Origin of the sequence: Caenimonas koreensis DSM 17982, assembly GCF_009646335.1 — a bacterium.
Lineage (GTDB): Bacteria > Pseudomonadota > Gammaproteobacteria > Burkholderiales > Burkholderiaceae_C > Ramlibacter > Ramlibacter koreensis.
Window position 1 is genome coordinate 68851 of the sequence record NZ_WJBU01000021.1, and the last position, 10992, is coordinate 79842.

Consider the following 10992-nt stretch of genomic DNA (forward strand, 5'->3'; position numbering starts at 1 on the left):
TCCCCGAAGGCGCGCGGCCGGCGAAAAGGAATTCCTTGAAGGTCAAGTCACTATGCGCGCCGCCCCAGGCAAATGCAACCAATTTCGAACTCGGCCGTGGGGACAAATTTGAAACCCTTTGCATGAAAAAAAGCGGCCCGAAGGCCGCACTTTTTTGGGTAGGTGAACGCTGGCTCAGCGCGCGCGCCACGCAGCAGCTGGATCAACGTGGCCCCACCCCACACGAGCACGCGGATGAAACTGGGCACCCGGCCGCGGGTGATTGGCGTGTTCCGCCCGGTCATCGACGGGTTTGTCGCGCGGCGTATCCGCAAAGCGGGTAGAAGGTTTGGTGAGATTCGACATGATTTCTCTCCGGATGGGGGTTTGGCTCAGCTGCCGCTGCTGCAAGGTGACTTGGGCGCGGCGTCGTTGGCGGCCGACTTGGCCGCATAACTGCTCAGGAAGGGCCATGCGTGGCCGCCGCGGGTGCGATGGGCGTCGAAAAAGCCCGTGGCCTTGCCGTCGTCCTGCAAGGGGCGTTGACTCGTTCGACCGTCGGTCGGGGCATTGGCCAGCTCGATCATGGTGGGCTCCTGTAGATCCACAGCAACTGGTGCGGATGACTTCATGAAATTTAGGCCCTGGGTTGCGCGTGCCCTGTCGGACGGTTTGGCCCGCCTCTGTAGGACATGTCCTGCTCAGCTGCGGCAGGCGGCTGCGCCGGATACATTTGCAAGCCCGCTGTCTTGCTCTACCATGCCTGCAACAGGAGGCGCACCAGCCGATGAGCCTTGGAACCGTGATCCATGCAGGACTCGTGCGGCCCAGCCGGCCTGTTCACGCGCTCGTGCTGATGGGCGGCGGCGCGCGCACGGCCTACCAGGTCGGCGTGCTCCAGGCGCTTGGTTCCATGATCCGCCTGCAGCCGGGCGGCTCCGCCCGCTTTCCCTTCCAGGTACTCGTCGGCACCTCGGCCGGCGCGCTGAATGTGGCTTACCTGGCCAGCACGGCAATGCGTGGCCTCGATTCGTTCGAGTTGCTCGCGCAGTTCTGGTCGCGCCTGCAATCCAAAGACGTCTATGAGCTAGATGTCGCGTTGTGGGCGCAGTTCAACCGCTGGCTGGCCGCGCTGTCGCTGTGGCGCAATTCGCGCCGCCACGGCGCGATCCTGAACAACATGCCGCTGGTGGACACACTGCACCGCGCCATCACGCTCGACAACATCGAGGCCGCGCTGAATGAAAAAGCCATCGACGCTGTGGCCGTCACCGCGTCGAGCTACACCAGCGGCGTTCACTGGACGTTCTGCCACACCCCACGCGGCCGCGGCCACGAGATGTGGAGCCGGCCCGGCCGCCGCGCCGACTTCCAGCCGCTGAACATCGAACACCTGATGGCCTCGAGCGCCATTCCATTCCTGTTCCCGGCCACGCCGCTGTGGGTAGACGGCCGCCGCGAATTCTTCGGCGACGGCTCGATGCGGCAAGTCTCGCCCTTGTCGCCAGCCATGCACCTGGGCGCGCACAAGATCATGGTGGTGGGCGTCGGCCAGCCACAGCGCTCCGGCCTGATTGCGTCAGCCGACGATGCAAGCGCGCGCGCACCCACGCTTGGCGGCATCGCCGGCCATGCCATGGCCAGCGTGTTCCACGACACGCTCCAGGCCGATGTGGAACAGGCGCAGCGCGTGACCAAGACACTGCAGCAGCTGCCGCGCGAAGTGGCCGGTGTGCTGCCCTATCGCAGTGTCGAAGTCGTGTCGGTGCAACCCACGCAATCGCTCGACGCAGTGGCGCAGGCCTATTCACACGAGCTGCCGCGCTCGGTCAGGCGCGCCCTGGGCGGCCTCAATGCAATGAAGGGCGGCGGCGGCGCGCTCGCGAGCTACCTGCTGTTCGAGCCGGGTTTCGTGCAGGCACTCGTCAAGCTGGGGCAACAGGATGCCTATGCGCGCAAGGCGGAACTGCTGGCTTTCTTCGAGGGCAGCGCGGCATAATCGCGCGGTCGCCACAACCCGAGAGCCATTCCCTTGGAAACCTACCCTTCCCGGTAGCTTCCAGCGCCCGTGACGGGTGTTGGAAGCGAGCCTGCCCACAACGCCCCCTTTTAGCCTTCCAGTCACGGAGCTGCCATGCTCAATATCTTCACGCTCGCCAATGGCCGGCTCTTCCAGGAAGAGATCGAGTCGCTCGAAGAGCTCTCCAAGTTCCAGCCGATCTGGGTGGACCTCGAAGCGCCGACACCCGAAGAAAAACGCTGGATCAAGCAGTACTTCGACCTGTCCATTCCCGAAGACGCAATGGACGAGGACATTGAAGAGTCCGCCCGCTTCTACGAGGAAGACAACGGCGACCTGCATATCCGCAGCGACTTCCTGATCGCCGATGACGCCGAGCCGCGCACCGTTCGCGTGGCCTTCATCCTGAACCTGGTCAACGAAAACAACCGCAGCAAAGGCGTGCTGTTTTCCATCCACGACGAAGACGTGCCCGTCTTCCGCCTGCTTCGCCTGCGCGCCCGTCGCGCACCCGGCCTCATTGAAGACGCCAAGGAAGTGCTGCTCAAGCTCTTCGACGCCGACGCCGAATACTCGGCCGACACACTCGAAGGCATCTACGACGAGCTTGAAAAAGTGGGCAAGCAGGTGCTGTCCGGCGATGTGACCGACGCACTGGCCGGCGAAGTGCTCGGCGCCATTGCAAGACAGGAAGACTTGAACGGCCGTATCCGCCGCAACGTGATGGACACGCGCCGCGCACTCAGCTTCATGATGCGCAGCCGCATGCTCAATGCCGAGCAGTTCGAGGAAGCGCGGCAGATTCTTCGCGACATCGAGTCGCTCGACAACCACACGGCGTTCCTGTTCGACAAGATCAACTTCCTGATGGACGCCACCGTCGGTTTCATCAACATCAACCAGAACAAGATCATCAAGATCTTCTCGGTGGCGAGCGTTGCACTGCTGCCGCCAACACTGATCGCCAGCATCTACGGCATGAACTTCGCGCACATGCCGGAGCTGCAACAGCCCTGGGGCTACCCGTTCGCGCTGGCGCTCATGGTCGCGAGCGCGTTGGTGCCGATGTGGTACTTCAGGAAGCGCGGCTGGCTGAAGTAGCCATGGTCAGGCGCGAAGCAGCGCCTCCACGATCGCGGCGGAATGGCGGCTCGCCACTTCCTCGATGAACTTCATGAAGTCCACATGCGCTGCGTCGTCGGCGCGGTCGGAGACCGTGCGCACAGCGGCGAACGCCACGCCATAGTCGTGGCAGACCTGCGCGATCGCAGCGCCTTCCATTTCGACGGCCAGTGCGTCAGGTAGAGCGAACTGCAAAGCGACGCTTTCTGCCGTCGTCGAAACAAACCGGTCCCCACTGACGACCAGGCCACGATGCAACGCAACGCCGGGCAGTGCGCGGGCCGCTGCATCGGCGAGTTGCGACGATAGCGACGCGTCAGTCGCAAAACGGCTCTTGCCGTACAGCGGCACCTCGTACTTCGGAAATATCGGCGAGGCATCGAGATCGTGCTGCAAGAAGCTGTCGGCCACCACAACATCGCCGACATTCACGCCTGCGCCCAGGCCACCCGCAACGCCGGTGAAGACGATGCGATCGACTGCGAACCGCTCGATCAGCACGCTGGCTGTCGTCGCTGCCGCCACCTTGCCGATGCGTGACAACACCGCGACCACGTCGTGACCATGCAGGTGCCCCACAAAGAACTCGCGGCCCGCGACAGTCTGCTTGTGTTCATCGGGCATCAGCGCGAGCACGGCGGCGAGTTCCTCTCGCATGGCGGAGACGATGGCGGTGGTCATGGCACCATTGTGCTTGTGCGACAACACCGCAAAGGCCAGCGCTGGCACATTGCTGGCGCTGGCACGGTGAGCGCGCAGGTCAGCGAACGGGCAGCGTGCCCGTCATCTTGTCGTGCTTGACGAAGTACTTGCGGGCGAGCGCGACCAGCTCGTTCTCGGAGGGGTGGTCCACCACCTGGTAGTCACAGATACGCGCGGCAGTCTGCGGCTTGTGCTTGTCCACGTAGTGGCGGAAATCGGCCAGGCCCTGATGCCCGCCCACCACCAGTATTTCTGCGATGCCCTCAAGCGCGTCGCAAATGTGGGCGAAGAACTCGTGCTCGGAGCGCACGCTGCTGCCATGCTGCTTCGTGAGGTGTCTGTGCTCATGCAGCTTTTTCTCAACTGCAGTGTCAGCGCCAGCGCTGAACTGAACGACTTGCGCGTTGTGGTGGTCGACGAACGCGACGGCGTGTTGGAGTGTCATCTCAATGCTCTGTTTCAGTTGCGATGAAACCAATGTACGCCTGCGAAACTGCAGCGCTTCTGCGGCAGATCAAACGAAACGCACTGCGCATCAGACCGCCGTGCCGAACAGCGCGCCGACACCCGCGGTCACCGCCATCGCCAGTGCGCCCCAGAACGTGAGCCGCCACGCGCCCACCAGCGCATTGGCGCCGCCGGCCTGCGCCGCAATGGCGCCCAAGGCCGCCAGGAACACCAGCGAGGTTGCGAACAACGAGTAGATCAGCCCTGCCGCAGGCGCCAGCACAACGACCAGCAGCGGCATCGCCGCGCCCGCGGCGAAGCTGGCCGCTGACGACAGCGCGGCCTGCACAGGGCGCGCCCGGTGCACCTCTGAAATGCCGAGCTCGTCGCGCGCGTGCGCACCCAGCGCGTCGTGCTTCATCAACTGCTCGGCCACCTGCGCTGCCAGGTCATGGTCCAGCCCCCGCCCCACGTAAATGCCGGTCAGCTCACGCGTTTCTGCCGCCGGATCGGCTGCCAGTTCGGCCCGCTCGCGCGCCAGGTCCGCCTCTTCGGTATCGGCCTGCGAGTACACAGACACATACTCACCTGCGGCCATCGACATGGCGCCCGCCACCAGCCCTGCGACGCCCGTCGTCAGCAAGGTGGCATGGCTGGCCTGCGCAGCAGCCACGCCAACGAGCAGGCTCGCGGTGGAGAGGATGCCGTCGTTGGCGCCCAGCACGGCGGCGCGCAGCCAGCCGATGCGTTCAGTACGGTGATATTCGATGTGGCGGCGTGAGGCTCTCATATGGCCAATGGTAAGGCCCCCGCGCCTTGCGACGCGGGGGCCCTTGATTGACGCGGCAGCCTATGGCGGGCGCGGCCCGCCACGAGGTGCGGCTTACTCCTTGATGTCCACGCCGTAGAACGTGTGGCGGCCAAACGGCGACAGCTTGAAGTCAATGACTTCCTTGCGCACAGGCTTCAATTGCACGGCATGCGCAATCGTGAACCACGGTGCCTGATCCTTGAAGATCACCTGCGCCTGCTTGTACAGCTTGTCGCGCTCGGCCGGCCTGGCTTCGGTCTTGCCCTTCTGGATGAGATCCTCGAACGGCTGGTGGCACCACTTGGCAACGTTCGAGCCGTTGTTCTTGGTGGCTTCACAACCCAGCAGCACCGCCAGGAAGTTGTCCGGGTCGCCGTTGTCGCCCGTCCAGCCCAGCATGCCCATCTGGTGCTCGCCGGCCTGCATGCGCTTGCGGTACTCGCCCCACTCGAAGCTCTTGATCTCGGCCTTGATGCCCACCTTGGCCAGGTCAGCCTGCATCAGCTCGGCGATGCGCTTGGCGTTCGGGTTGTAGGGGCGCTGCACGGGCATGGCCCACAGGTCCGTCTCGAAACCATTCGGCAAGCCAGCCGTAGCCAGCAGCTTCTTGGCTGCGTCCGGATCGTACGGATCGTCCTTGATTGCATCGTTGTAGGCAGACATCGAAGGCGGCAGCGGGTTCTTCGCTGCAACGCCCGTGCCCAGGTACACGGCATCCAGGATGGCCTTCTTGTTGATGGCCATGTTCACGGCTTTGCGCACGCGCACATCGTCGAACGGCTTTTTCATCGTGTTGTACGCGAGGTAGCCGACGTTCAGGCCGGGCTGCTCCAGCACGGTGACCTTCGGGTCCTTGCGGATCGCGTCGAGGTCAGCCGGGTTCGGGTACGGCATCACGTGGCACTCGCCCTTTTGCAGCTTGGCCCAGCGCACCGATGCGTCCGGCGTGATCGAGTACACGAGGTCGTCGATCTTCGCCTTGCCGCCCCAATACTGCGGGAAGGCCTTGTAGCGGATGACGGCGTCCTTCTGGTACTGCACCAGGAAGAACGGGCCGGTGCCGATCGGCTCCTGGTCGATCTTCTCGGGCGTGCCGGCCTTGAGCATCGCGTCGGCGTATTCCTTCGACTGGATCGCGGCGTACGGCATCGCGAGGTTCGACAGGAACGGGCCTTCGGCGCGGTCGAGCACGATCTTGACGATGTAGTCGCCTTCCTTGGTCACCGACTTGATGAGCTTGGGCATGCCCATGTCGTTGAAGTACGAGTGGTTGGAGCTCGTGACCTTGAAGTACGGGTTGTCTTCTTTCCACTGGCGCTCGAAGCCGAAGATGATGTCGTCGGCATTCATGTCGCGCGTCGGCTTGAACGCGCGGTGGCTGTGCCACTTCACGCCCTTGCGCAGGTGGAAGGTGTAGGTCTTGCCATCAGGCGAGATCTCCCACTTCTCGGCGAGCGAAGGAATCACCTTGGTGCCGCCGCGCTCAAAGTCAACGAGGCGGTTGTAGATGGGTTCATTGCCGTCAAACGACGTGCCGGTCGTGTTCACGCCGGGGTAGAAGTTCTCGGGGCTGCCTTCGGAGCAGAAGACGAGCGTCTTCGCGCCGACACCGGTTGCTGCCGCGAGAGCCAACGCGGCAATCGCGAAGTGCTTTCGGTAATTCAAAGCTTTCATGGATTCGCTCCTCAAGGGAAAAAGTTTTCCGGCAATCAGCCGGGAAGAGAAACATTATCTGCAGTCGCCAGTTGGGGAAATCCCTCAGACAAAAAGTCCTCAGCAAAGTGGCACGCCGCAATGCGGTCACCTACGGGCCTTGCCAGCGGCCGCTCAGCCTTGCAACGCTCCTGCGCATACGGGCAGCGCGACGAGAACACGCAGCCGCTCGGTGGGTTGAGTGGCGAAGGCAGCTCGCCCTTGAGCACGATGCGCTGCACGGTGCGCTCACCCACACCCGGCGTCGATGCGAGCAGCGCCTGCGTGTACGGATGACATGGCCGCGCGTAGAGCGACTCCTTCGGCCCTTGCTCCATCACGTGGCCGAGATACATCACCAGCACTTCATGCGCGATGTGTTTGACCACAGCAAGGTCATGCGAGATGAACAGGTATGCGAGCTTGAACTCCTGCTGCAAATCAGCCAGCAGATTCAACACCTGCGCCTGGATCGATACGTCGAGCGCCGACACAGGCTCGTCTGCCACGAGCAGTTTCGGGTTCAGCATCAGCGCCCGCGCGATCGCAATGCGCTGGCGCTGCCCGCCGGAGAACATATGCGGATAGCGGTTCGCGTATTCGGGCCGCAAACCCACTTGCGCAAGCATCGCCTTCGCGCGCTCGCTGCGCTCGGCCTTCGACAAATCGGTGTTGATTTCCAGCGGCGCCTCCAGCACGGCGCTGACTTTCTTGCGTGGGTTCAGCGAGCCATACGGATTCTGGAAAACGAGTTGCACCGCCTGGCGCAGGCGATGCTTGTCGGCGCTGGGCGTATTGACTGCATCGGTTCCGTCGAGCATCAGCGAGCCAGCAGTCGGCTTCTCGATGAGCGACACCATGCGCGCGAGCGTCGATTTGCCGCAGCCCGATTCGCCGACGACAGCCAGCGTTTTGCCCGCTTCAATCGCGAACGACACGCCGCCCACGGCCTGCAATTGCGCAGGTTCGCGAAAAAGGCCGCGCCTGATCTTGTAGACCTGCCGCAGGTCTTTCGCTTCGACGACGACGCTCATTGCAGGGCTCCCTCTCCCTCTGGGAGAGGGTCGGGGTGAGGGCTGATCGCGCCATCGCTGCGAATTCGCTGCTCCCTCGACGCATCACCCAGCGGATAGTGGCAGCGCACTTGCCCGCCCTTCCACTCGCGCAACTCGGGCCGCACGGCCATCGAGTGTGCCGTGGCATACGCACAGCGTGGCGCGAAGAGGCAACCTGCAGGCCTGTCAAACACGCCCGGCACCACACCCGGAATCGTTGCCAGCCGCTTGCCCGCCGGGCCGCGCTCGGGCAATGCGGCGAGCAGTGCCTCTGTGTACGGATGCTGCGGATCCGCGAAGAGCTCGCCCACTGGGCGCTGCTCCATCACCTGCCCCGCGTACATCACTGCGACACGCTGCGCCATCTCACTGACCACGCCCATGTTGTGCGTGATGAGCACGAGCGCCATGCCGCGCTCTTTCTGCAGGTTGCGCAGCAGGTCGAGAATCTGCGCCTGTATCGTCACGTCGAGCGCCGTGGTCGGCTCATCGGCAATCAGCAGGCGCGGGTTGCATGAGATCGCCATTGCGATCATCACGCGCTGGTTCATGCCGCCTGACATCTGGTGCGGGTAGTCGTTCAAGCGCGTGTGCGCCGCCGGAATGCCCACTTGCTCCAGCAATTCGATGGCGCGTTGCTTCGCACTCGCCTTGTCGAGCGGTGAGTGCAAACGCAGCGCTTCGATCAACTGGAAGCCAATCGTGAAGCACGGGTTCAGGCTGGCCGTCGGCTCCTGGAAGATCATTGCCATGTCTTTGCCGACCAGCCGCCTGCGCTCACGGTCACTGATGCCGAGCAAGTCGTGGCCCGCAAAGCGCAGCGTCTTCGCGCGCACCTTGCCGGGATAGGCGATGAGACCCATCAACGCCATCATCGACACGCTCTTGCCCGAGCCGGATTCACCCACGATGCCGAGCACTTCGCCTTCGGCCAGCGTGAGGCTCACGCCTTCAACAGCGTGCATCACGCTGCCTTGTGTGGGAAATTCCACGTGCAGGTCTTCGATGACGAGAAGAGGTTCCATCTTGGGTTGGGCGTTGAGCGTTCGGCGTTAGGCGTTAGGCGCGGGACTATGACGTCAGCGCTTGAGCTTGGGATCCAGCGCGTCGCGCAGGCCATCGCCCATCAGGTTGAAGGCCAGCACGGCGACCAGAATCATCAGGCCGGGAAACGTCACGACCCACCAGGCGCGCAAAACGAATTCGCGCGCGTCGGCCAGCATCGTGCCCCACTCGGGCGAAGGCGGCTGCGCGCCCAGGCCCAGAAAGCCCAGCGCTGCAGCATCAAGAATTGCCGTCGAGATGCCGAGCGACGCCTGCACGATCAGCGGCGCGGCGCAATTGGGCAGCACTTCACTGAACATCAAGCGCAACGTGCCCGCGCCGCTGATGCGCGCAGCCGTCACATAGTCTTTCGACACCTCAGCCACCACAGCCGCACGCGTGAGCCGCACGTAATGCGGCAGCAGCACGATGGCCACTGCGAGCATGGCGTTCACCAGCCCCGGCCCGAGGATCGCAACGATCACGATGGCCAGCAGCAAGCTCGGCAGCGTGAGGATGATGTCCATGAGCCGCATGATCGCGATCTCGACGATGCCGCGCGCAAAGCCCGCAATCAAACCCAGCGCGATGCCGAAGATGACCGACAGCGTGACCACACCCAAGCCAATCGACAGCGACAGGCGAGCGCCATAAATCAGCCGCGAGAGGATGTCGCGGCCAATCGCGTCGGTGCCCAGCAAATACTGGATCGAGCCACCGGCCTGCCATGCGGGCGGCTTGAGGAACACCTTGCTGTCGGTCAGGTCCGGCGAATGCGGCGCGATCAGCGGCGCGACGAGCGCCACCAGCAGCAGGAACACGACGATGACCAGCCCTGCCACCGCGCCCTTGTTTGCAGAGAACGAGATCCAGAACTCGCGCAGCGGCCCCGGCGGCGTGGCGGCCTGTGTCATGGTGGGCGTGAGCGTTTGGGCCATGCGTTACTTGCGGATGCGCGGGTTAATGACGCCATAGAGCACGTCGACAAACAAATTGACCAGCATCACGATCACGCCGAGCAGCAGCATGCCGCCTTGCAGCACCGGGTAGTCGCGGCGGTTGATCGCCTCGATGAGCCACTTGCCCACGCCCGGCCACGAAAAAATCGTCTCCGTGAGGATGGCGCCGGTGAACAGCACGCCCACTTGCAAACCAATCACCGTGACCACCGGAATCAGCGCATTGCGCAGCGCGTGCACGCCCACCACGCGCAGCGGTGGCAGCCCTTTGGCGCGTGCGGTGCGGATGTAGTCCTCACCCAGCACTTCGAGCATGGCCGAGCGCGTCATGCGCGCGATCACGGCGAGCGGATTCGTGCCCAGCACGATCATCGGCAGGATGAGATGCTTCGCCGACGACCAGAACGCGCCCTTCTCGCCGGTGAGCAGCGAGTCGATGAGCAGGAACCCGGTGGTCGGCTCGATGAAGTACTGCACCGAGATGCGGCCCGACACAGGCGTCCATCCGAGTTGCACCGAGAACAGCAGGATCAGCAGCAGGCCCCACCAGAAGATCGGCATCGAGTAGCCGGTGAGTGATGTCGCCATCACGCCGTGATCGAGGATCGAGTTGCGTTTGACGGCGGCGATGATGCCCGCCGGAATACCGAGCAGGAGCGCAAACAGAATTGCGCACACCGCGAGTTCGATCGTCGCTGGAAACAGCGCGAGGAATTCGCGCACCACCGGCTCCTGCGTGATGATCGACTTGCCCAGGTCGCCATGCAGCACGCGGCCGATATAGATGCCGTACTGCACGAGCAGCGGCCTGTCGAGCCCGTATTCCTTGAGCAGTTGTGCGTGCCGCGTTGCGTCAATACCGCGCTCGCCCGCGAGTGTCTCGATCGGGTCGCCCGGCACGAGCCGGATCAGCAAGAACGCCAGCAGCGTCATCCCGATGAACGTCGGGATGACGAGCGACAGGCGGGTCAGGATGAAGCGAAGCATGAAAGCGCGATTGTGGCGTAAACCTTGTGCTTGTTGGTGTCACGTCGGTCGCTGTTTTGGGGCTTGCCCTGCTGTTTGGGGTGGGCAGCGAAGGGTCCGTGGCCGGTTCACTCCGTGTCATTCCGCCGCCCTATGGGCGAGCTCCCTTCTTTACCTGCGTGACCCGGCCACGGA

Annotated in this window: 11 protein-coding genes; 2 read left to right on the top strand and 9 right to left on the bottom strand. The window is 63.6% G+C overall.

Features of this window, described 5'->3' with window-relative positions; genetic code table 11:
* Positions 1-371: 371 nt before the first annotated feature.
* Complete coding sequence (locus tag GHT07_RS18440) at positions 372-566, bottom strand: hypothetical protein (protein ID WP_153586565.1); 195 nt, start codon at positions 564-566, stop codon at positions 372-374.
* 200 nt (positions 567-766) lie between these two features.
* On the opposite strand from GHT07_RS18440, the gene GHT07_RS18445 reads away from it, so the two are divergent.
* The gene (locus GHT07_RS18445; RefSeq protein WP_153586566.1) at positions 767-1978 is read left to right on the top strand and encodes a patatin-like phospholipase family protein; all 1212 of its coding nucleotides are present in this window, start codon (positions 767-769) and stop codon (positions 1976-1978) included.
* A 135-nt stretch (positions 1979-2113) separates the two neighbouring features.
* Positions 2114-3100: a magnesium/cobalt transporter CorA gene (corA, locus tag GHT07_RS18450; protein WP_153586567.1), complete on the top strand. Its 987-nt coding sequence runs from the start codon at positions 2114-2116 to the stop codon at positions 3098-3100.
* 6 nt (positions 3101-3106) lie between these two features.
* Here corA and GHT07_RS18455 read toward each other — a convergent pair whose 3' ends face one another.
* From GHT07_RS18455 to GHT07_RS18490, 8 genes are all read right to left on the bottom strand, one after another.
* Entirely contained in the window at positions 3107-3802 is a 696-nt protein-coding gene (locus GHT07_RS18455; RefSeq protein WP_153586568.1) for a 5'-methylthioadenosine/adenosylhomocysteine nucleosidase, read from the bottom strand.
* A gap of 79 nt (positions 3803-3881) precedes the next feature.
* Positions 3882-4268, bottom strand: a complete 387-nt coding sequence (locus tag GHT07_RS18460) for a hypothetical protein (protein WP_153586569.1) — start codon at positions 4266-4268, stop codon at positions 3882-3884.
* A gap of 90 nt (positions 4269-4358) precedes the next feature.
* Positions 4359-5060 (bottom strand): VIT1/CCC1 transporter family protein, encoded by a 702-nt coding sequence (locus GHT07_RS18465; protein ID WP_153586570.1) that lies wholly within the window; start codon positions 5058-5060, stop codon positions 4359-4361.
* Positions 5061-5153: 93 nt separating this feature from the next.
* On the bottom strand, positions 5154-6755 hold the full coding sequence (locus GHT07_RS18470) for an ABC transporter substrate-binding protein (RefSeq protein WP_153586571.1): 1602 nt from the start codon (positions 6753-6755) through the stop codon (positions 5154-5156).
* Positions 6756-6790: 35 nt separating this feature from the next.
* Positions 6791-7807 carry a peptide ABC transporter ATP-binding protein gene (locus GHT07_RS18475; protein WP_153586572.1) on the bottom strand — a complete coding sequence of 339 codons (1017 nt, stop codon included), beginning with the start codon at positions 7805-7807 and terminating at the stop codon, positions 6791-6793.
* Positions 7804-8853 carry an ABC transporter ATP-binding protein gene (locus tag GHT07_RS18480; RefSeq protein ID WP_153586573.1) on the bottom strand — a complete coding sequence of 350 codons (1050 nt, stop codon included), beginning with the start codon at positions 8851-8853 and terminating at the stop codon, positions 7804-7806. The genes GHT07_RS18475 and GHT07_RS18480 overlap by 4 nt, the downstream gene beginning before the upstream one ends.
* 54 nt (positions 8854-8907) lie before the next feature.
* A complete protein-coding gene (locus tag GHT07_RS18485) occupies positions 8908-9810 on the bottom strand; it encodes an ABC transporter permease subunit (RefSeq protein WP_153586574.1) in 903 nt (300 codons plus the stop codon).
* A 3-nt stretch (positions 9811-9813) separates the two neighbouring features.
* Positions 9814-10818: an ABC transporter permease subunit gene (locus GHT07_RS18490; protein WP_153586575.1), complete on the bottom strand. Its 1005-nt coding sequence runs from the start codon at positions 10816-10818 to the stop codon at positions 9814-9816.
* Positions 10819-10992 lie beyond the last annotated feature (174 nt).

Excerpts from the sequence above, each read along its gene's own strand:
- GHT07_RS18440 (WP_153586565.1), bottom strand. The coding sequence starts at position 566 with ATGATCGAGCTGGCCAATGCCCCGACCGACGGTCGAACGAGTCAACGC.
- GHT07_RS18445 (WP_153586566.1), top strand. The coding sequence starts at position 767 with ATGAGCCTTGGAACCGTGATCCATGCAGGACTCGTGCGGCCCAGCCGG.
- corA (WP_153586567.1), top strand. The coding sequence starts at position 2,114 with ATGCTCAATATCTTCACGCTCGCCAATGGCCGGCTCTTCCAGGAAGAG.
- GHT07_RS18455 (WP_153586568.1), bottom strand. The coding sequence starts at position 3,802 with ATGACCACCGCCATCGTCTCCGCCATGCGAGAGGAACTCGCCGCCGTG.
- GHT07_RS18460 (WP_153586569.1), bottom strand. The coding sequence starts at position 4,268 with ATGACACTCCAACACGCCGTCGCGTTCGTCGACCACCACAACGCGCAA.
- GHT07_RS18465 (WP_153586570.1), bottom strand. The coding sequence starts at position 5,060 with ATGAGAGCCTCACGCCGCCACATCGAATATCACCGTACTGAACGCATC.
- GHT07_RS18470 (WP_153586571.1), bottom strand. The coding sequence starts at position 6,755 with ATGAAAGCTTTGAATTACCGAAAGCACTTCGCGATTGCCGCGTTGGCT.
- GHT07_RS18475 (WP_153586572.1), bottom strand. The coding sequence starts at position 7,807 with ATGAGCGTCGTCGTCGAAGCGAAAGACCTGCGGCAGGTCTACAAGATC.
- GHT07_RS18480 (WP_153586573.1), bottom strand. The coding sequence starts at position 8,853 with ATGGAACCTCTTCTCGTCATCGAAGACCTGCACGTGGAATTTCCCACA.
- GHT07_RS18485 (WP_153586574.1), bottom strand. The coding sequence starts at position 9,810 with ATGGCCCAAACGCTCACGCCCACCATGACACAGGCCGCCACGCCGCCG.
- GHT07_RS18490 (WP_153586575.1), bottom strand. The coding sequence starts at position 10,818 with ATGCTTCGCTTCATCCTGACCCGCCTGTCGCTCGTCATCCCGACGTTC.